Annotated in this window: 17 protein-coding genes; 9 read left to right on the top strand and 8 right to left on the bottom strand. The window is 73.6% G+C overall.

Features of this window, described 5'->3' with window-relative positions:
* The first annotated feature begins 46 nt into the window (after positions 1 to 46).
* Positions 47 to 1,444, top strand: a complete 1,398-nt coding sequence (locus ACFVZW_RS29010) for a GNAT family N-acetyltransferase (protein WP_384527212.1) — start codon at positions 47 to 49, stop codon at positions 1,442 to 1,444.
* Here the strand turns inward: ACFVZW_RS29010 and ACFVZW_RS29005 are convergent.
* The gene (locus ACFVZW_RS29005; RefSeq protein WP_384527209.1) at positions 1,371 to 2,576 is read right to left on the bottom strand and encodes a trans-sulfuration enzyme family protein; all 1,206 of its coding nucleotides are present in this window, start codon (positions 2,574 to 2,576) and stop codon (positions 1,371 to 1,373) included. The two genes, ACFVZW_RS29010 and ACFVZW_RS29005, sit on opposite strands and share 74 nt — an antisense overlap.
* A gap of 59 nt (positions 2,577 to 2,635) precedes the next feature.
* Between ACFVZW_RS29005 and ACFVZW_RS29000 the strand changes: the two genes are divergently transcribed.
* The 3 genes from ACFVZW_RS29000 to ACFVZW_RS28990 all read left to right on the top strand — a co-directional run bounded on the left by ACFVZW_RS29000 (position 2,636) and on the right by ACFVZW_RS28990 (position 5,573).
* Positions 2,636 to 3,133: an Lrp/AsnC family transcriptional regulator gene (locus ACFVZW_RS29000; RefSeq protein ID WP_329123259.1), complete on the top strand. Its 498-nt coding sequence runs from the start codon at positions 2,636 to 2,638 to the stop codon at positions 3,131 to 3,133.
* A 49-nt stretch (positions 3,134 to 3,182) separates the two neighbouring features.
* Positions 3,183 to 4,886, top strand: coding sequence for a DUF885 domain-containing protein (locus ACFVZW_RS28995; RefSeq protein ID WP_384527207.1), 1,704 nt, complete (start codon positions 3,183 to 3,185; stop codon positions 4,884 to 4,886).
* Between the two features lie 240 nt (positions 4,887 to 5,126).
* Positions 5,127 to 5,573: an Lrp/AsnC family transcriptional regulator gene (locus ACFVZW_RS28990; RefSeq protein ID WP_384527204.1), complete on the top strand. Its 447-nt coding sequence runs from the start codon at positions 5,127 to 5,129 to the stop codon at positions 5,571 to 5,573.
* Here the strand turns inward: ACFVZW_RS28990 and ACFVZW_RS28985 are convergent.
* The 4 genes from ACFVZW_RS28985 to ACFVZW_RS28970 form a co-directional block, all read right to left on the bottom strand.
* Positions 5,563 to 8,925 (bottom strand): AAA family ATPase, encoded by a 3,363-nt coding sequence (locus tag ACFVZW_RS28985; RefSeq protein ID WP_384527201.1) that lies wholly within the window; start codon positions 8,923 to 8,925, stop codon positions 5,563 to 5,565. The two genes, ACFVZW_RS28990 and ACFVZW_RS28985, sit on opposite strands and share 11 nt — an antisense overlap.
* Positions 8,922 to 10,094, bottom strand: coding sequence for an exonuclease SbcCD subunit D (locus ACFVZW_RS28980; protein WP_384527198.1), 1,173 nt, complete (start codon positions 10,092 to 10,094; stop codon positions 8,922 to 8,924). The genes ACFVZW_RS28985 and ACFVZW_RS28980 overlap by 4 nt, the downstream gene beginning before the upstream one ends.
* Positions 10,095 to 10,202: 108 nt before the next feature.
* The gene (locus tag ACFVZW_RS28975; RefSeq protein WP_384527195.1) at positions 10,203 to 10,829 is read right to left on the bottom strand and encodes a YigZ family protein; all 627 of its coding nucleotides are present in this window, start codon (positions 10,827 to 10,829) and stop codon (positions 10,203 to 10,205) included.
* A 37-nt stretch (positions 10,830 to 10,866) separates the two neighbouring features.
* A complete protein-coding gene (locus ACFVZW_RS28970) occupies positions 10,867 to 12,291 on the bottom strand; it encodes a PucR family transcriptional regulator (RefSeq protein WP_384527193.1) in 1,425 nt (474 codons plus the stop codon).
* A gap of 175 nt (positions 12,292 to 12,466) precedes the next feature.
* Between ACFVZW_RS28970 and ACFVZW_RS28965 the strand changes: the two genes are divergently transcribed.
* The 3 genes from ACFVZW_RS28965 to ACFVZW_RS28955 all read left to right on the top strand — a co-directional run bounded on the left by ACFVZW_RS28965 (position 12,467) and on the right by ACFVZW_RS28955 (position 15,932).
* Positions 12,467 to 13,951, top strand: a complete 1,485-nt coding sequence (locus tag ACFVZW_RS28965) for a long-chain fatty acid--CoA ligase (RefSeq protein ID WP_384527190.1) — start codon at positions 12,467 to 12,469, stop codon at positions 13,949 to 13,951.
* A 35-nt stretch (positions 13,952 to 13,986) separates the two neighbouring features.
* The gene (locus ACFVZW_RS28960) at positions 13,987 to 15,441 is read left to right on the top strand and encodes a carboxylesterase/lipase family protein (RefSeq protein WP_384527187.1); all 1,455 of its coding nucleotides are present in this window, start codon (positions 13,987 to 13,989) and stop codon (positions 15,439 to 15,441) included.
* 68 nt (positions 15,442 to 15,509) lie between these two features.
* Positions 15,510 to 15,932 (top strand): CoA-binding protein, encoded by a 423-nt coding sequence (locus ACFVZW_RS28955; RefSeq protein WP_384527184.1) that lies wholly within the window; start codon positions 15,510 to 15,512, stop codon positions 15,930 to 15,932.
* Here ACFVZW_RS28955 and ACFVZW_RS28950 read toward each other — a convergent pair.
* Both ACFVZW_RS28950 and ACFVZW_RS28945 read right to left on the bottom strand, forming a co-directional pair.
* Positions 15,925 to 16,482, bottom strand: coding sequence for a YbaK/EbsC family protein (locus ACFVZW_RS28950; protein ID WP_384527181.1), 558 nt, complete (start codon positions 16,480 to 16,482; stop codon positions 15,925 to 15,927). The two genes, ACFVZW_RS28955 and ACFVZW_RS28950, sit on opposite strands and share 8 nt — an antisense overlap.
* A 44-nt stretch (positions 16,483 to 16,526) precedes the next feature.
* Positions 16,527 to 17,099 (bottom strand): helix-turn-helix domain-containing protein, encoded by a 573-nt coding sequence (locus ACFVZW_RS28945; RefSeq protein WP_383552637.1) that lies wholly within the window; start codon positions 17,097 to 17,099, stop codon positions 16,527 to 16,529.
* Between the two features lie 118 nt (positions 17,100 to 17,217).
* Between ACFVZW_RS28945 and ACFVZW_RS28940 the strand changes: the two genes are divergently transcribed.
* Positions 17,218 to 18,087 carry an EamA family transporter gene (locus ACFVZW_RS28940; protein WP_384527178.1) on the top strand — a complete coding sequence of 290 codons (870 nt, stop codon included), beginning with the start codon at positions 17,218 to 17,220 and terminating at the stop codon, positions 18,085 to 18,087.
* 69 nt (positions 18,088 to 18,156) lie between these two features.
* On the opposite strand, the gene ACFVZW_RS28935 is transcribed toward ACFVZW_RS28940, so the two are convergent.
* A complete protein-coding gene (locus ACFVZW_RS28935) occupies positions 18,157 to 18,900 on the bottom strand; it encodes an acyltransferase (protein WP_384527175.1) in 744 nt (247 codons plus the stop codon).
* A 122-nt stretch (positions 18,901 to 19,022) separates the two neighbouring features.
* On the opposite strand from ACFVZW_RS28935, the gene ACFVZW_RS28930 reads away from it, so the two are divergent.
* Complete coding sequence (locus ACFVZW_RS28930) at positions 19,023 to 19,550, top strand: gamma carbonic anhydrase family protein (RefSeq protein ID WP_384527172.1); 528 nt, start codon at positions 19,023 to 19,025, stop codon at positions 19,548 to 19,550.
* Positions 19,551 to 19,716 lie beyond the last annotated feature (166 nt).

The raw sequence follows: 19,716 nt of genomic DNA, 5'->3' as shown, positions 1-19,716 counted from the left end.
ACAAAGCGTTCGTGATCACGCAACACCGCTGGGTCACAGTGAAGCCATGACTGATGTGACTTCCGCGAAGAGCGCCCGCCGCCCCCACCACTGGCGGCGGGACCTCATCGAGCTGGCCGCCCTGTTCACGGCCGTCGTGGTGGCCGACACCATCGCCAAGACCGTCGTCCGCGGCGCCGACGGTCCGTACATGCTGGTGTTCTCGGCGATCGCCCTGATCGCCACGGCCACCTTCCACACATGGTGGGCACGGCGCCACAGCCATGCGCCGCCGGCCGGCGATCCCGGCGGCAGCGGGCACCCGCTGCCGCCGCGCACCGGCGCCGACAACGGCGAGCCCGTCGAGACGAGCCTCTGGCGGATGCGCACCACGGTCCGTGACGCCCCGGGCAGCCTCGCCGCGCTGTGCACGGCGCTGGCCCGCCACCAGGTCGACATCCTGACCCTGCAGACGCATCCGCTCGCCGAGGGCACGGTCGACGAGTTCCTGCTGCGCGCGCCGACCGCCCTCCAGGCGAGCGAGCTCAACCGCGAGATCGCGGCTGCCGGCGGAAGCAGCACCTGGATCGAGCGGGCCGACGCCCACGATCTGGTGGACACCCCGACCCGGCTGCTCGGTCTCGCGACCCGCACCGCCCTCGACGCGGCCGAACTCCCGCTGGCCCTCCGCCAGTTGCTCGGCCGGTGCACCATCCACTCGCTGCCCGCCGTCTCCCTGACCGGCCGGCCCACCGGCGAGACCGCCCCGGTCGAGGGCGTTCTGGAGGAGACGGTGATGCGGCTGCGCGACCCCAACGGCGGGGCGATCACCATCGAACGGCCCTATCTGCCCTTCACCCCCACCGAGTTCGCCCGCGCTCGCGCGCTCGTCGAACTCGACGCCCGCCTCGGCCCGCGCATCCCGCGCAGCCACGACGTCCTCACCCTGCCCGAGGGCAACGAGATCACGGTCCGCCGCGCCGACCAGAGTGACCTGGTCGCCGCCCGCGCCATGCACGACCGCTGCTCCGAGCGCACCCTGGGACTGCGTTACCACGGGCCGGTCGGCGACGCCGACCGCTATCTCGACCACCTTCTCAGCCCCCGCTTCGGCCGCACCCTCGCCGTGCAGACGGCCTCCGGCCGGCTCGTCGCCCTCGGCCATCTGATGTGGGACGGCGACGAGACGGAGGTCGCCCTGATGGTCGAGGACGACTGGCAGCGCCGGGGCATCGGATCCGAACTGCTCGGCCGGCTGGTGGCCATGGCCGTCGAGGCCGGCTGCGAGAGCGTCTACGCGGTGACCCAGTCCTCCAACACGGGCATGGTCGCCGCGATGCGGGCGCTCAACCTCCCCCTCGACTACCAGATCGAGGAGGGGACACTCGTCATCACCGCCCGGCTCGGGGCGACGCGGACGCGGAGCCGTCTGCCGTACGAGGAATACCAGCAGGCGGAGCGCTGAGCGCCTGGGTCAGATCCCGCCACAGGTCCTCCACGTCCTCCAGACCGACCGACATCCGCAGCAGCCGGTCGCTGACACCCGCCGAGCGCCGGTCTCCCTCCGCCACGATCCGGTGGCTGATGGAGGCCGGGTGCTGGATCAGGGTGTCGACGCTGCCGAGGCTGACCGCCGGCGTGATCAGCCGTACGCCGGCGATCACGTCGTGCGGATCTCCGTACACCTCGAAGGAGACCATCGCGCCGCCCACTCTCGGGTAGTGGACACGGGCGATGCGCGGATCGGTGGCCAGCCGCCGGACCAGCTCCGCGGCCGTGGACGACGCCGCCCGTACCCGTACCGGCAGGGTGGAAAGACCGCGCAGCAGCAGATATCCGGCCAGCGGGTGCAGCACACCGCCGGTCGCGAACCGTACCTGGCGCAGCGAGCGGGCGAACTCCTCGTCGCAGGCCACGACACCGCCCATGACATCGCCGTGTCCGCCCAGGTACTTGGTCGCGCTGTGCAGCACGATCCGTGCACCGTCCTCGACCGGCCGCTGGAGCACCGGGGTGGCGAAGGTGTTGTCGACCAGGAGCGGCACCGAGCCACAGGCGTGGGCCACGGCACGGATGTCGACCTCGGCGAGGGTCGGGTTGGCGGGGGACTCCACCATCACCAGGCCGGTGTCCGGGCGGATCGCCTCGGCGATGCCCGCCGGATCGGTCCAGGTCACCTCGGTGCCGAGCAGCCCGGCGTTCAGCAGATGGTCACTGCAGCCGTACAGCGGCCGGACCGCCACCACGTGGCGCAGCCCGAGGCTCGCCCGGACGAGCAGCACGGCGGTGAGCGCCGCCATGCCGCTGGCGAAGGCCACGGCGGAGTCCGTTCCCTCCAGCCGGGCCAGCGCCGATTCGAAGCGGGCGGTGGTGGGGTTGTCGAGGCGGGCGTAGACGGGCGGCCCGTCGAGCCGGGCTCCCGTGGTGGCGAACTCGTCGATCCGGGCGGCCTCGGCCCGGGTGTCGTACGAGGGGTACGTCGTGGACAGGTCGATCGGCGGGGCGTGCACGCCGAGAGCCGCGAGGTCTTCGCGCCCGGCATGCACGGCTTCGGTGGCCAGAGCCCTGGGGGTGGAGGCGTCGTAGTCCATGTACATGGCGGAACTGTGAACGGATACCGGAAAGTAGCGTCGAATGTCCGTGCTACGTTCGGCGAATGGCCGATTCTGTCGTACTGGACCCGGTCGATCTGCACATACTTCGCCTCCTGCAGAACGACGCCCGGACCACCTACCGCGAACTCGCCGCCGAGGTCGGCGTGGCGCCGTCCACCTGCCTGGACCGGGTGGCGCGGCTCCGCCGCACGGGAGTGATCCTGGGGCACCGGCTCCGACTGGATTCGGCCAAACTCGGCCGGGGGCTCGAAGCGCTCCTCCTTGTCCAGGTCCGCCCGCACCGGCGCGAACTGATCGGTCCGTTCGTCGAACGCATTCGCGCGCTTCCGGAGTCCCGGGCGCTGTTCCATCTGACGGGACCCGACGACTATCTCGTGCACGTGGCCGTGGCAGACCCCGCCGACCTGCAACGACTCGTCCTCGACGAGTTCACCTCGCGCCGTGAGGTGGCCCGCGTGGAGACCCGGCTGATCTTCCAGCAGTGGGAGTGCGGCCCCCTTCTGCCGCCCTCTCCCGGCGCTCATTTGTCAGCCGACTGAGATCGAATGAGGGTGACGCGGGGACGCCGGAGGCACGAGGATGAGCCTCATGCCAACGACTTCCAGCAGCGCGCTGCCCCGCCAGGTCGCCGACACCTACGTCGACGCACTCATCGAACTCGACCCGATCACCGGTACATACCTGGGAGTCAAAGAGAGCGCGGGTCTCCTTCCCGACTTCTCACCTGCCGGGCAGGAGGCGGTGGCCGAACTGGCCCGCCGCACCCTGGCCCTGCTCGACGAGGCCGAGAAGCAGCCCGGCGCGGAAGACGATGCCGAACGGCGCTGCGGCCGCCTGCTGCGGGAGCGGCTGACGGCCGAACTCGCCGTCCACGAGGCCGATGAGGGCCTGTGTACGGTCAGCAACATCCGGTCCCCCGCCCACAGCGTGCGGATCGTGTTCACCGTGATGCCGACGGAGACCGAGGAGGACTGGGAGGCCGTGGCCCAGCGGCTGCGCGCGGTCCCGGCGTCCCTGGAAGGCCACCGCGCCTCGCTCGCCCTCGGTCTCGAGCGCAAGCTTCTGGGCGGGCCGCGGCCGACCGCGACCTTCATCGACCAGCTGACGGAGTGGGCGGGCGGGGACGCCGAAGGCCGTGGCTGGTTCGAGGAGTTCGCCGCGCAGGGACCGGAGACGCTGCGTCCCGAACTGCGTACGGAGCTCGCCGAGGCGGCCGCGGGCGCGACCGAGGCGATCGTCGCACTGCGGGACTGGATGCGCGACGTGTACGCCCCCGCGGTCGCCGGCGCGCCGGACACGGTGGGCCGCGAGCGCTACCAGCGGTGGTCGCGCTACTTCAACGGCACGGATCTGGACCTCGACCAGGCCTACGCGTACGGCTGGTCCGAATACCACCGTCTCCTCGCCGAGATGCGCGTCGAGGCGGAGCGCATCCTGCCCGGCTCCGGTCCGTGGGAGGCCCTGGCGCACCTGGACGCGCACGGCACCCACATCGAGGGCGTCGAGGAGGTCAGGGTCTGGCTGCAGAACCTGATGGACGAGGCGATCGAGGCGCTTGACGGCACCCACTTCGAACTCGCCGAGCGGGTACGGAAGGTGGAGTCGCACATCGCTCCGCCCGGCGGCGCGGCGGCGCCCTACTACACCGGCCCCTCGGAGGACTTCTCCCGGCCCGGGCGCACCTGGCTGCCGGTCGACGGCCAGACCCGCTTCCCGGTGTACGACCTGGTGTCGACCTGGTACCACGAGGGTGTCCCGGGCCACCATCTGCAGATCGCCCAGTGGGTGCACGTGGCCGATCAGCTCTCCCGCTACCAGGCGACGATCGGCGGGGTCAGCGCCAACGCGGAGGGCTGGGCGCTCTACGCGGAGCGGCTGATGGACGAGCTCGGCTTCCTGCCGGACGCCGAACGGCGGATCGGCTACCTGGACGGGCAGATGATGCGCGCCTGCCGCGTGATCGTCGACATCGGCATGCACCTGCGGCTGGAGATTCCGGCGGACTCCCCCTTCCACCCGGGCGAGCGGTGGACGCCCGAGCTGGCGGAGGAGTTCTTCCAGCAGCACTCCAGCCGGCCGCCGGCCTTCGTCGCGAGCGAGATGACCCGCTATCTGTCGATGCCGGGCCAGGCGATCGGATACAAGCTGGGCGAGCGGGCCTGGCTGCTCGGCCGCGCCAACGCACAGGCGGCGCACGGCGACGCGTTCGACGCGAAGGCCTGGCACATGGCGGCGCTGTCGCAGGGCCCGCTGGGCCTCGACGACCTCGTGGACGAGATCTCGCGCCTCTGACCACACCGGTCACAGGGCCACGGGGGTCGCCGGGACCACGCCGGCGCCCCCGCGACCCGGGCGAGAGCAGCTCGGGCAAGAGCGGGCCGGGCGAGAGCAGCGCGGTCGAAGGTCGGCCGGGCGAAAGCCGGCCACGCGGAAGCCTGCCGGGTGGGGAATCCTGCCCGCTTCCCGTTCCGTACGGTGAGAATCCCCGGGCGTTTGTTGATCGCCCGGGGATTCCCCTGCTACATCTCGTTCATGAGCGGATATTCACCGGACGCCACCGACTGGCGCATCCTCCAGGCGCTGCAGACCGAGGGCAGGGCCAGTTTCGCCGAGCTGGCGCGGGCCGTGTCCATGTCCGCGTCCGCGGTGACCGAGCGGGTGCGCAGGCTGGAGGAGGCCGGGGTGATCGCCGGCTACACGGCGGTGGTGGACCAGGAGCGGCTCGGGCTGCCGATCCTGGCCTTCGTCCGCCTGCGCTACCCCAACGGCAACTACAAGCCCTTCCACGATCTCGTCGCGATCACCCCGGAGATCCTGGAGGCACACCATGTGACCGGCGACGACTGCTTCGTGATCAAGGTCGCTGCCCGGTCCATGAAGCACCTGGAGGAGGTCTCCGGGAAGATCGCCACGCTCGGCTCGGTGACGACGAACGTCGTCTACTCCTCGCCGCTCCCCCGGCGCCCGATCAGCCGCTGAGGCCGCCTCCCGCACGAAGCTTCACGGCCGAGCCGCCGCGCTCCTTGACCACCTCGAGCTGGGCCGGGATGCGGCGGCGCAGATCGGCGACGTGGCTGACGATGCCGACGCTGCGGTCCCGTTCGCGGAGGGAGTCGAGGACGTCGAGGACCTCGTCGAGGGTCTGGTCGTCCAGGCTGCCGAAGCCCTCGTCGATGAAGAGGGTGTCGAGCCGGACGCCGCCGGCCTCGTCGGTGACGACGTCGGCGAGGCCGAGCGCGAGCGCCAGGGAGGCGAAGAAGGTCTCGCCGCCGGAGAGGGTGGCGGTGTCGCGCTCGTTGCCGGTCCAGGCGTCGACCACGTGGAGGCCCAGTCCTGCGCGTTTGCCGCCGGTGCGGGCGTCGGAGTGGACCAGGGTGTAGCGGCCGGAGGACATGCGCTGGAGGCGGGCGGTGGCGGCGGCGGCGACCTGCTCGAGCCGGGCGGCCAGCACGTACGACTCCAGGCGCATCTTCCGTTCGTTCTCGGCCGAGGTGCCGGCGGTGAGTCCGGCGAGCCGCGCGACGCGTTCGTACTCCTCGCGGAGCGGCCCGAGCCGGCGGACCTCGGTGTCGGCCTGGCGGGAGAGCCGGGCCAGCTCGGTGCACCGGTCGCGTACGCCGGCGAGGGTGGACGTGGCGTCCCGCAGGGCCCGTTCGGCCGCGGTGTGCGCGGCCTCGGCGCTCGCCGGGTCGGCGGGCGGCCGGTCGGCGGCGGCTCTCGTCTCCGGCTCGGCGAGCCGGTCGGCGACGGCGGCGGCCTCCGCCTGCCAGGTGTCGAGCCGCTGCTGGAGCGTGCGGCGCTCGTCGTCCCCCAGGATCGCGCCCGCGGCCTGGGCCGGGGTGTCGAAACCGGCGCGGAACGCGGCGTCGGCGAGCCGGTCGTCGGCCTCCTTGAGCCGCTGGGAGGTGAGGTCCACGGCGCGGACGGTCTCGGCAGCGTCGATGAGGATGGCGATCCTCCGCTCCAGCCGCGAGGCGTGCTCGGCGACGCTCCCGGACTCCCCGCGGCCGCGGGTCAGTTCGGCGTCCAGGACGGTCTGCTCGCGGTCCAGCGCCTCACGCTGCGAGGTCCGCCCGGCCACCCGCCGCTCGGCGTCCCGCTGCGCGCCGACCCGGCTCTCGTGCTCCCGCTCGGCCCGCGCGAGCGCCTCACGCGCACCGTGCGTCTGCGCGGCACGCGCATGCGCCTCGGCGTGTCGCTCCGCCAACTCCTCGACCTCGCGGGCCAGTTCGGCGACGGTCGGCTCGTCCACGATCTCCGCCGAGGCCTGCCCGCCGGCCAGGGGAGCGGCACTCTCACGGGCGCCGGCCGCCGCGTGGCCCGCGGCCGCGCCGGGCCCGCCGATGATGGCGAACTCGCCCTGCGTCGCGCCGCCCTGGCGGCCGCCCGCCGTGCCGGGCGTCCCAGGCGACGGCTCCGCCTCGCCGATCGTGCCACCCGGCGCCCGCCCGACGGAGGCGGGCAGGGCCGAGGGCTCGTCGTCGGCAGGGGTGCGGCCCGGCCCCGGCGTTGCGGGGGCGCGTCCCGTCGGGACCTCACTGCCCGGCTCGTCGTCGGCGGGCGGCGCGGACGGTGTGCGGCCCTGCGTCGGGATCACGGGAGCGGGTCCCGCCAGGACCTCCGCGCGGGCCGCGGACCAGGATTCGCGGGTGACCGCGAGCTCGCGTTCGGTCGCGGTCCTGGTCTCCTCCGCGCGCGTGAAGGCGGCGTAGGCCGCGTCCTCCGCGGTGCGGTCGACGTGGTCGGCGCCGGTGCGGGCGGGGGCCGGGTGGTCGGCCGAGCCACAGACCTGGCAGGGGGCTCCGGGCGTCAGGGCGGCGGCCAGTTCGGCCGCGATGCCTTGCAGGCGCCGGGACTTGACGTCGAGCCATGCCTCGTGGGCCGCGTTGCGGTGCTCGCGGGCGGCCGTCAGCCGGGCCTCGGCGACGTCCGTCCGCTCCGCGAGGTCGTCGCGACGGCGGGCCGCCGACAGCCTGCGGCGGGCGGGTTCGAGGCGGCCCGCGAGGTGCTCGGCGCGGGCGGCGGCCTCCTGGGCCGACTCGATGCGTGCCGTCAGCTCCGCCCGCCGCGTCTCCCAGCCGGCGAGCCAGCCGCCCGCCTCCTGGAGGATCTCCTCGTCGGCGCGGGCCTGGCGCTCCAGGACCGTGCGCTCCTGGGCGATCTCGGCGCTACGCCGCTCGGCCCGCCGCGCGGACTCCAGACCGCCGAGCTCCTCGCGCAGCCGGCGCTCCAGGGCTGAAAGCTGCTCCGCGCCCGCGTCGACCAGGTCGGCGGGCAGCCTGCCGCGGCTCTGCGCGCGGGCGGCGCCCGCCGCCGTGTGCTCGCGCTCCGCGTCGGCCCGCAGGCCGAGGGCGGGCGCCACGCGATCGGCCTTGCGGGCGCGCTCCAGCGTCGCCTCCCACACGTCCCGCTCGGACCGGCGCTCCTCCAGCTCCCGCTGCCGTCGCCGCGCCTCGGCGTGCCGTGCCTGTCGGGCCGCCAGATCCCGTTCCGCGTCGAGCGCGTGGCGGGCGGCCGCCTGGCGCGACTCGGCCGCCGAGACGGCCGAGTCGGCGATGTCGAGCGCCTCGCGCGCCTCGGACCGGGCCACGGCCGACCGGGTCTGGACGGCCTCGGCGAGTCCGGGCTCGCCGGGCCGCTCCTCGACCACGGCGCCGCCCGTTTCCTGCGCCATCCGGTGGGACAGTGCGAGCAGCCGCTCGTCCCCGTCCCGTACCTGCTGCTCGGCGGCGCGCCGCAGATCGGCGAGGCGCTCCTCGACGGCCGCGAACCGGCGGGTGTCGAAGAGCCGCCCGAGCAGCTTGCCGCGGGCCTCGGCGTCGGCCCGCAGGAAGCGCGCGAAGTCACCTTGCGGAAGGAGGACGACCTGGCAGAACTGCTCGCGGCTCATGCCGACGAGCTGGGTGATCTCCTCGCCGATCTCCTGGTGGGAGCGGCTGAGCCCGGTCCACTCCGCCGTGCCGGCGTCGTACTCCCGCAGCCAGCTCTGCGCCTTCTCGGTGGTGAAGCCGCCGCCGCGCTTCTTGGGGCGCGGCTGGGCCGGGCGTCGGGTGATCTCCAACCGCCGCTCCCCCACGGTCAGTTCGAGCGTGACCTCGGTGTACGTGCCGGTCGGGGCGTGGTCGCTGCGGAGCGAGGCTCCGGGGGACTGTCGCGCGCCGGGCACCGCCCCGTACAGGGCGTAGCAGACGGCGTCGAGGACGGAGGTCTTGCCCGCGCCGGTCGGTCCGTGGAGCAGGAAGAGCCCCGCGGAGGACAGGGCGTCGAAGTCGATCGCCTGGGTGGTGCCGAAGGGCCCGAAGGCGGTGACGGAGAGGCGGTGCAGTCTCACCGGGAGCCCACCTCGCGCTCCGCCGCGTCCACCCGTACGTCGTCGAACGCGCCGTACAACACGGTCCGTTCGGCTCCGTCCGGTCCCGCGCCGCCGCGCACATGGGCCACGAAGTCCTCCGCGATCTGCTGGTCGCTGCGGTCGCGCAGCCGCTGTGCGTACGAGGCGGAGGGGTCGCCCTCGGTGCGCTCGGGCTCGAAGACCAGGTTCAGGGTGTGGGGGAAGCGTTCGGTGAGCCGGGCCATGGGCTCGGCGGGCCGTACGGGGTCGGTGAGGGTCGCCTCGACCCAGGACCGCTCGTGCCGTACGAGGGCGGGGTCGGCCAGCAGGTCGTCCAGATGTCCCCTGATCCGGGCGAGGGGGCGGGGCACCGGGCAGTCGACACGCTCGGCGGCCTCGATCCCGCCCTCCGGTCCGAGGTCGATCAGCCACATGGTCTTGCGGTGGTCGGCCTCGGAGAAGGAGTACGCGAGCGGGGAGCCGGAGTAGCGCACGCGCGGGGTGACGGTCTGGCTGCCGTGCAGATGGCCGAGGGCCACGTAGTCGACGCCGTCGAAGACTCCGGCGGGGACGGCGGCGACACCGCCGACGGTGATGTCCCGTTCGCTGTCGCTCGCTTCGCCGCCGGCGACGAAGGCGTGGGCGAGGACCACGGAGCGGGTGGTGTCGGGCCGCCGGGCGAGATCCGCCCGGACGCGGTCCATGGCGGCGCCGAGGACCGCCTCGTGCCCGGCCTTGGCGGCTCCGAACTGCTCGCGGACCAGGGCCGGTTCCAGGTAGGGCAGGCCGTACAGGGCCACGTCTCCGTGGGCGTCGGAGAGCACGACGGGCATGCCGACGCCGGCCGGGTCCGTCCGCAGATGGATTCCGGCGCGCTCGATGAGTCCGGCGCCGACCCCGAGGCGGCGCGCGGAGTCGTGGTTCCCGGAGATCATGACGGTCGGCACTCCGACCTCGGCGAGCCGGTGCAGCGCGGTGTCGAAGAGCTCGACGGCGGAGAGCGGAGGAACGGCCCGGTCGTAGACATCCCCGGCGACGAGGACCGCGTCCACGTCACGCTCGCGCACCGTGGCCACCAGGTGGTCGAGGAACGCGGACTGGGCGTCGAGCAGGCCGACCCGGTGGAACGACCGTCCCAGGTGCCAGTCCGACGTGTGCAGGAATCTCATGATCCAGGAGCGTATCGGTGGGGTCGGACATCGGCCGGGGCTTCGGGAATCCCGGGGACGCGGGCCATCCCGGGGGCCGCGGACGGGTGCCCGCGGGGCGGGACGCGCTCAGGCATCGCCGTACGCCTCGCCGCCGAGCTCCAGCGCGGCGGTGCCGGCCGTCGCGTCCGCGAGCCAGGCGCGGAACTCCGCGACGTCCGCGTCCGGCAGACCGATCTCGATGGTGACGCCCTCGGCGTAACTCACCTCGCGGACCGCACGCCCCGTCGCCCGCAGATCGTTCTCCAGCTTGCCCGCGCGCTGGTGGTCGACGGTGACGGTGGCGAGGCGGAAGCGCTGCCGGGTGATCGTGCCGAGCGCGTCCAGGGCCTCGCCGACCACGCCGCCGTACGCCCTGATCAGACCGCCCGCGCCGAGTTTCACGCCGCCGTAGTAGCGGGTCACGACGGCGGCGACGTACCGCATCTCCCGGCGCATGAGCATCTGGAGCATCGGCGCGCCCGCCGTGCCGCCGGGTTCGCCGTCGTCGCTCGCCTTCTGGACGGCCGCGTCGGCACCGATGACATAGGCGAAGCAGTTGTGCGTGGCGGCCGGGTGCTCCTTGCGGATGCGCGCGACGAACTCCTGAGCCTCCTGCTCGGTCGCCACGGGTGCCAGCGCGCAGATGAAGCGCGATCGGTTGATCTCGGTCTCGTGCACACCCTCGCGGGCGAGCGTGCGGTACTGCTCCTGCATCCCGCCACCCTATGCGCCCGTGAGCGTGCTCCCGCCCTCAGTCTCCCGGCGCCCGCTCGGGCTCGGCGCCGATGTCGCCGAAGTCACCGAGCCCGCCGGACTCGGCCGGCTCGTCGAGACCGGCGAGGGGCAGCGCCCTCAGGGCCAGGGACCAGCCGAGGCGGGTGTCGCCCGACTCGCTGGAGCGGCCGGTGAGCTCGGAGATACGGCTGATGCGGTTGAGGACCGTGTTGCGGTGGCAGTAGAGCTGCTCGGCGGCCCGGGCGGCCGAGCAGCCGTTGTCCAGCCAGACCCGGAGGGTCTCAAGGAGGGCGGCACGTTCGCCACCGGTGGCCAGGACCGGTCCGAGATGGACGGTGACGATCCGGTCGGCGATGTCTCCCCGGCCGCTGAGCAGCACCTCGGCGAGCCGGTCGTCGAACGCCGCCGCCTCGCCACTGCCCGCGGGGAGGGTGCGGAGGGTCTCCTCGGCCAGTCGGAGGGCCCGGCCGGCCCGGGCGAGCCGGTCGAACTCCGGGGAGACCCCGGCGGTCGCGCCCGTACGGTGCCGGAGCAGGTCGAGCAGGGTGCGGGTGGCGTCCGCGCCGCGCGGCAGCCGGACGATGCCGGCGTAGCGGCCGCCGCGGGGGCGCCAGAACGACCACATCCCGTGGGCGTCGAGCACGGGTGCAGGGTGGGGAGGGGCGGCCGGGTCCTGGGCGGCCACCACCACGACGTACCGGTCCTGCGGCGGCACCCCGAGCGCCGCGGAGGCGGCCGCTGCGACGGTTGGGTCGTCCGCGCGGCCGTCGAGGAGGGCCTCGAAGAGGGCGACCCGGCGGGTGTCCTGGCGGCTCTGCATCTCCAGCTGGGTGAGGCGGTACGCGTCGGACATGACGACCGAGTAGCGGTCGATGGTCTCCCAGACCGCGCCCGCGACGTCGAGCTCGGTGTCGCGGGTGTCGGAGTCCCGGCCCGGCCTGGTCCGCAGATGCTCGGCCATCACCTGCCACAGGACGCGGCCGCCCCGGCGGTACGCCCGCAGAACGGTGTCGAGCGGCACGTTCTGCTCGGCGCGGCGGCGACCCGTCGCACGGGCCGCGTCGTCGAAGTCGCCGCCGGTGGGGGCCAGTCCGCCGAAGTCCTCCAGGGCGCGCAGCAGGTTGTCGCGGACGAACCTCCACAGCTCCTCGCGCGTGACGGGGGTTCCGGAGGCGTACGTACCGCTGTGGGCGCGGATGTCGTCGACGGCCCGGTCGGTGAGGCGGTCGAGGTCGCCGATCAGCGCGGTGGCGAGGGTACGGCGCAGCGCTCCGGTGGCGGAGCCGACGGGGGCATGCGCGCCCGCGGTGCCACGCCCCGTCGAGCCGGACGTCGTGGGCCCGCGTGCCCCGGCGCCGGACGTCGTCGAGCCACGTGCCGCGTCTCCGGGCGTCGGGGAGCGGGGCGTCCTGCCGGGCGGCGTCGGAGGGTCGTGCGTCATGTCCGCACCGTAGTGCCGGAATTTGGCGAATGCCACGCCCCGGACGGCCGCAGGGGGCCGCTGCCCAGCCCCGTCGGTCACATGGTGGGCAGCTGCACATGGTGCGCGGCGGGCGTGGCGACGGATTCTGTCTCGTGTCAAGCGATTGTCAACGCCGTGTTTCCCGGAGCGTGCCATGTCACTGAGCGTCGCCAACGTCCTGGGCGAGTCCGCCCGCCACTTCCCGGACCGGATCGCGGTGGTGGAGGGCGCGGCCCGGCTGACGTACGGGGAGCTGTGGGGCGAGGCGCTCCGCTGCGCCGCCGGGCTGCGCGCCGCGGGCGTGAAGCCGGGCGACCGGATCGCGGTACTCCTGCCGAACACCACGGAGTTCCTGCGGGTGTACTACGGCGCGCTGGCGGCGGGCGCGACGGTCGTGCCCGTGCATGCACTGCTGGTGGCCGAGGAGGTCCAGTACGTGCTGGAGCACAGCGAGGCGGTGGCGATCGTCAGCGGGGGCCCGCTGTGGCCGGTGGCCGAGGAGGCGGCGCGGGCCGCCGGGGTGCGCGCGCTGCGGGGCGCCCCTTCGGCGGCGGAGCCGCTGCGGGCCGCCGAGCCGGCCGAGCCCTCCGACACGGCCGTGATCCTCTACACGAGCGGGACGACGGGCCGGCCGAAGGGCGCCCGGCTCACGCACCTCAACATCGTGCTGAACGCCTCCGTGACCTCGCAGGACCTGCTGGGTCTGGGCGCGGAGGACGTGGTGCTCGGCTGTCTGCCGCTGTTCCACAGCTATGGGCAGACCTGCGCCATGAACGGGACCCTGCGGGCCGGCGCCACGCTGGTCCTGATGCCCCGGTTCAGCGGGCCCGCGGCGCTGGAGGTGCTGGCCGACGAGGGCGTCACCGTCTTCATGGGGGTGCCGACGATGTACCACGCCCTGGTGGAGGCGGCCGCCGTGTCGGACTCCCGGCCGGTGGCGCTGCGCGCCGCGGTCTCGGGCGGCGCGGCGCTCCCGGTGGCCGTGCTGGAACGGTTCGAGGAGACGTTCTCGACCCAGGTCCTGGAGGGGTACGGCCTCACCGAGACCTCGCCCGTCGCCACCTTCAACCAGCCGCACATCGGGCGGCGCCCCGGGACGGTCGGGCATCCCGTCTGGGGCGTCGAGATCGGGATCGCGGACGCGGCCGTGGACCACGAGGTCCTGTTGCTCGCGGACGGCGAGATCGGCGAGGTGGTGGTGCGCGGGCACAACGTCTTCGCGGGGTATCTCGACGACCCTGAGGCGACGGCCGCGGCGGTCGTCGACGGCTGGTTCCGCACGGGCGACCTCGGGGTCCGGGACGAGGACGGCTTCCTGAGCATCGTGGACCGGAAGAAGGACCTCGTGATCCGGGGCGGCTTCAACATCTACCCGCGCGAGGTCGAGGAGGTCCTGGTCCGCCACCCGGCCGTCTCCGAGGTCGCGGTGATCGGCGTCCCCGACGACGCTAAGGGTGAAGAGGTCTGCGCGGTGGTCGTGCGGCGCACCGGCGGCGCGGTCACGGCCGAGGAGCTCGTCGAATGGTCGAGGGAGCGTCTCGGTCGTCACAAGTACCCCCGCGTGGTCCGGTTCGTCGACGAGCTCCCGCTCGGACCGACGGGCAAGGTCCTGAAGCGGGCGTTGGTGTCCGCGGTCTGAGCACGGCGCGCCGCGCCGAGGAGGGGGCTGACCCGATGTCCGATGTCGCCGGTCCGCTGGTGACCACGTGTGACGGTGTCCTGCGGGGCTCGCTGGAAGGCGGTGTGGCCTCCTTCCTCGGTGTCCCGTACGCCAAGGCCCCGGTGGGTCCGCTGCGCTTCCGGGCGCCCGAGGCCGTCGAGCCCTGGGACGGCGTGCGCGAGGCGGTCGCCTTCGGGGCGACGGCGCCCAAGCGCCCGTACCCCCCGCCCCTGGACGCGCTGCTCCCGGATCCGGACGTCGAGGGCGATGACTGGCTCAACCTCAACGTCTGGGCGCCCTGGGAGGACGGGGCCGGGAGCCGGGCGGTCATGGTCTGGATCCACGGCGGTTCACTCGTCCACGGTTCGTCGTCCGTCCCCGTCTACGACGGGGCGGCGTTCGCCCGCGACGGTGTCGTGCTCGTCTCGCTCAACTACCGGCTCGGCATCGAGGGGTTCGGGGTGTTCCCTGACGCCCCGGCCAATCTGGGGCTACGCGACCAGCTGGCCGCGCTGGCCTGGGTACGGGACAACATCGCCGCCTTCGGCGGCGACCCGGAGCGGGTGACGGTCTTCGGCGAGTCGGCGGGGGCGATCTCGATCGCCGCGCTGCTCGCCTCCCCGCTCGCCAAGGGCCTGTTCCGGCGCGCCGTGCTCCAGAGCGGGGCGCCGACCGCGCTGCCGCTCGAACGGGCCCGTCGGACGACGGAGACCGTCGCCTCGCACCTGGGCGTGGAGGCGACGGCGCGTGCGCTGTCCGCCGTACCCCGTGAGCGGCTCCTCGACGCGCAGACCGCGGTGACCGGGAAGGGCTCGCCGCTGACAGGTGGGCACTCGTTCCAGATCGCCGTCGACGGCGAGGTCCTCCCCCGCGACCCGGCCGAGGCGCTGCGCGACGGGGCGTCGGCGGACGTCGACCTCCTCATGGGGACGAACACCGAGGAGTACCGCCTCTGGTTCGTGCCCAGCCGGGTGACCGAGCGGCTCGGCCGCCTCGCGCTGCAGGTGGCGCTGTGGAAGACCAAGGTGCCGTCGCGGACCACGCGCGCGTACCGGGCGAACCGGCCCGGGGAGACACCGGGCGAGCTGCTGGGCGCGCTCGCGACGGACAAGCTGCTGCGTGTGCCGCTGAACCGCGTCGCGGACGCCCGGACGGCGGGTCCCGGCTCGACCTTCGTGTACGAGTTCGGCTGGCGTTCCCCGGTCATGGGCCTCGGTGCCTGTCACGCCCTGGAGATCGCCTTCGTTTTCGACACCCTGGACCGGCCCGAGGCGACGGCGCTGACCGGCCCGGACGCGCCGAGGGAGCTGGCGGCGGCGATGCACGGGGCCTGGACGCGGTTCGCGGCGACCGGCGACGCGGGGTGGCGCCCCTGGGACCCGTCCCGGCCGGTGATGACCTTCGGACCCGGCGCCCCGGCGCTGGTCGAGTCCCCTCGCGAGGACGAACGCCGGGCCTGGGACACCTGAGCGCTCCGGCGGGAATCACCGGGGCCCGTGACTCGTTCTGGACAGCGACGAGCCACGGGAGGCAGCAGATGAGCGTCGAGACCGCGACCACCGAGTCGGACACCGTACGGAAGATCCTGACCGCGACGGGCGACACCTGGGCGGTCGTGGGCCTGTCGTCGAACCAGGCGCGCGCGGCGTACGGCGTGGCCGCAGTGCTGCAGCGCTTCGGCAAGCGGATCGTGCCCGTCCACCCCAAGGCCGAGACGGTGCACGGCGAGCAGGGCTACGCCTCGCTCGCCGACATACCGTTCCCGGTCGACGTGGTGGACGTGTTCGTCAACAGCGAGCACGCGGGGCGGGTCGCGGACGAGGCGGCCGCCATCGGTGCCAAGGCGGTGTGGTTCCAGCTGGGCGTGATCGACGAGGCGGCGTACGACCGGACCCGCGAGGCCGGCCTCGACATGGTCATGGACCGCTGCCCCGCGATCGAGATCCCGCGTCTCAGCTGACGCCGAGGCCCTCCAGGACGACGGCGCCGGGCAGTTGGGCGAGCGCCTTGCCCGGCAGGATGAGCTTGCCGCGCCGTCGGCCGCTGCCGACGAGGACCCATTCGGTGTCGACGACGGCGGCGTCGACGAGGACCGGCCAGTCGGCGGGGAGTCCGATCGGGGTGATGCCGCCGTACTCCATGCCGCTCTCGCCGGTCGCGGTCTCCATCGCCGCGAACCGTGCCTTGCGCGCCCCCAGGTGCTTGCGGACGACTCCGTTGACGTCGACCCGGGTGGCCGAACGCACCACGCAGGCGGCCAGGGTCGTCTCCTCGCCGCGCCTCCCGGCGACGATCACGCAGTTCGCGGACTGGTCGAGCAGCTGCGGCCCGTGGTGCTCGACGAAGACGGCCGTGTCGGCGATCTCCGGGTCGGTGTCCACGTACAGCAGCTGGTCGGCCGGGACGGTGCCCCGCCAGGCGCGGACCGCGGCGGCGACGGGCTCCGTGAGCAGGTCGAGGCACTCGGGGGCGGGAACGGCGTTGTCGAAGTCTCCGATGGGTGCGCGCATGGGCTTCACGCTAACAAGCCGCCCGTTCCCCGGGTTCGGTCGTCTCAGCGTGCGGGCGGGATGGAGACGGCCATGGTCATCTCGGCCTTCTCCGTGCCGTCGTTGCGGTAGGCGTGCGGCACGTTGGCCTCGAAGACGGCGGAGGTGCCGGCCGGGATCCGGTGCTCCTCGCCCTCGACGACGAGGGTGAGCTCGCCCTCCGTGACGTGCAGCAGTTCGGTGGTGCCGTCGGGGTGCGGGTCGGAGGCGCTGCCGTCGCCGGGCATCAGCGTCCAGGACCAGAGCTCCAGCGGTCCTCGCGCCTCGGTGCCGACGAGGAGCTTGGTGTGGCTGCCCGTGGACGTGGACCACATGCGCACGGCCTGCTCGGGCGGGACGAGGCGGACGTGCGGGCCCTGCTCGTAGTCGAGGAGGGTCGTGATCGAGATGCCGAGCGCGTCCGCCAGCTTCACCGTGGTGCCGACACTGGGGTTGGTGCGGGCCTGCTCGATCTGGATGATCATGCCGCGGCTGACCCCGGCCCGTGCGGCGAGGGCGTCCAGCGTGAAACCGCGCTCATTGCGCCACCGCTTCAGATTCCGCGCGAGCGACTGCGTGAGCTGATCGAGGTCCGACACATTCCGTCCAATATTTTGGATGACAGAGTTCAACAGACTGAACTACCGTGTGGTCTACCGCGGTGTACTCAGCTGTACACCGCACTGTACTGCGAGACCACCACCCTGCGAGGATTCCATGACCGCGCTGTTCGCCCTGGCCACCGCCCTGCTCTGGGGCCTGGCCGACTTCGGCGGGGGTCTGCTCACCCGGCGCATGCCCGCTCTGACGGTCGTCGTCGCCTCGCAGACGATCGCCGTCGCGGTCCTCGGCGCCATTGTGATCGCCACCGGCGCTTGGAGCGAGACCGGCCCCGAGCTCTGGTACGCGGTCGCCGCGGGTGTGGTCGGCCCGGTGGCCATGCTCTCGTTCTACAAGGCCCTGGCGCTCGGCCCGATGGGCGTGGTCTCCCCGCTCGGCTCGCTCGGCGTCGTCGTGCCCGTGTCGGTGGGCCTGCTCATCGGCGACCGGCCGGGGCTGCTCCAGTTCGCCGGGATCGGCGTGGCGATCGTGGGCATCGTCCTGGCCGGCGGGCCGGAGCTGCGCGGTGCTCCGGTGCAGCGGCAGGCGGTGCTCCTCACCCTGGTGGCGGCCTTCGGGTTCGGCTCGGTGATGGCCCTGATCGCGGAGGCGTCCACGACCCTCACCGGCCTGTTCCTCGCGCTGTTCGTCCAGCGGGTCACCAACGTGGTGGTGGGCGGCGGTGCGCTCTACGTCTCCGTGAAGCGGGGCGGCCGGGCGCTGCCCGAGGGCGGCGGGGGGATGAAGGTCGTCTGGGCGGCCTTGCCGGCGCTCGCCTTCGTCGGCCTCGCGGACGTCGCCGCCAACGGCACGTACGCGATCGCGGCGCAGAACGGGCCGGTCACCGTCGCCGCCGTCCTGGCCAACCTCTACCCGGTGGTGACGGCGCTGGCCGCGCTCGGCGTGCTCAAGGAACGGCTGCGGGCCGTACAGGCGGCCGGTGCGGGCCTCGCCCTGGTCGGCACGGTGCTGCTCGCGACGGGCTGACGAGGGGCCCTCGGCGGCTGGGCAGCCGGGCCGGGCGGGCCGGGCGGGCAACCGCGCGGCCGCGCCGCGTCAGCCCTCCGCGAGGTCCCATGCCGCCAGCGCGGCGAGCTGCTCGTGCGTCACGCCGTCCGGGACCGGTACCGGCGCCGGCGTCCGCAGCGGCGGCTGCCAGCCCAGCTCCGGGTCCCAGCTGCGCACGACCTTCGCCGGCGCGCCGGCCACCACCGAATGGTCCGGGACCTCGCCCCGTACGACCGCGCCCGCCGCGACCACCACGTTCCTGCCGAGCTTGGCGCCCGGCAGAATCACCGCGCCCGTGCCCAGCCAGCAGCCCGGCCCGATCTCGACCGGCTCGGAGCGCGGCCACTGCCTGCCGACGGGCTCGTTCGGATCGTCGTAACTGTGGTTGGTCGAGGTGATGTAGACGTACGGACCGCAGTACGTGTCCGAGCCGATCGTCACCGTCGTGTCCGCGATGACATGGCTGCCGCGCCCCAGGACGACACCGTTCCCCAGGGTCAGGACCGTGTCGGGGCCGAGGTCGAGCCCCGGCAGCATGCCGGCGGTCAGCGTGACCTGCTCGGCGATGATGCAGCACTCGCCGATCTCGATCCACTGCTCGCCGAAGACGGTGCCCTGCGGGAAGGCGAGTCGGGTCCCCGCGCCGAGCCGGCGGAAGCGCAGCCGTCCGGGGCTCTCGGCGGTCACGGAACCGGCCTCCTGCACCCAGCGCCATCCGCCCTGCACGGCACGGGCGAGAACCCGGCGCCGCCAGGCGGCGAGAGAGGAGAACGTGTTTCTGTTCCTGGGCACCCGGACACGGTAGTCCTCGCCGTCGTACCTGATCACGGGGGTGCCCTGTGATGTCCGTCATGAGGCGGGGGCTAGATTGCCCCGCAGGGCGTGACGCAACGACGAAGGATCAGGAGCGAACGATGACAGAGGCGTTGATCAAGGGCGTGGGCGGCAAGGAGCCGCAGGTCGATCCGACCGCCTTCACCGCGCCGACCTCCGTCGTGCTCGGCGAGGTCACGCTCGGCGCCCGAGCGAGCGTCTGGTACCACGCGGTGCTCCGGGCGGACTGCGGTCCGGTCGTCGTCGGCGAGGACTCCAACATCCAGGACAACTGCACGGTCCACGTCGACCCCGGCTTCCCGGTCACGATCGGCGACCGCGTGACGGTCGGCCACAACGCGACCGTGCACGGCTGCACGATCGAGGACGACGTCCTGGTCGGCATGGGCGCCACGATCCTGAACGGGGCCCGCATCGGCGCCGGTTCGCTCGTCGCCGCGCAGGCGCTCGTCCCCCAGGGGATGGAGATCCCGCCGGGTTCGCTGGTGGCGGGCGTCCCGGCCAAGGTCCGGCGCCCGCTGACCGAGGAGGAGCAGGCCGGTATCCGCCTCAACGCGGAGATGTACCTGCACCTGGCCAAGGGCCACGCCGAGGCTTTCCGCGACTGAGGGCGACGGATACGGCGAAGGGGGGGGCCCCCCCCACGGGGGACCCCGCCCCGGCCGGGTCGGGGGCGGGGCAGCGCCCGCGGGGAGGCCCAGGGGGGCGCGCGGCGGGCGCGCCGCCCGGTCGCGCCGGGCGCCCCCGCCACGCCCCGCCCCCGCGCCGCCCCGC

The organism is Streptomyces sp. NPDC059567, from assembly GCF_042735655.1.
GTDB lineage: Bacteria > Actinomycetota > Actinomycetes > Streptomycetales > Streptomycetaceae > Streptomyces.
This window is presented reverse-complemented; position numbering and strand designations above follow the sequence as displayed.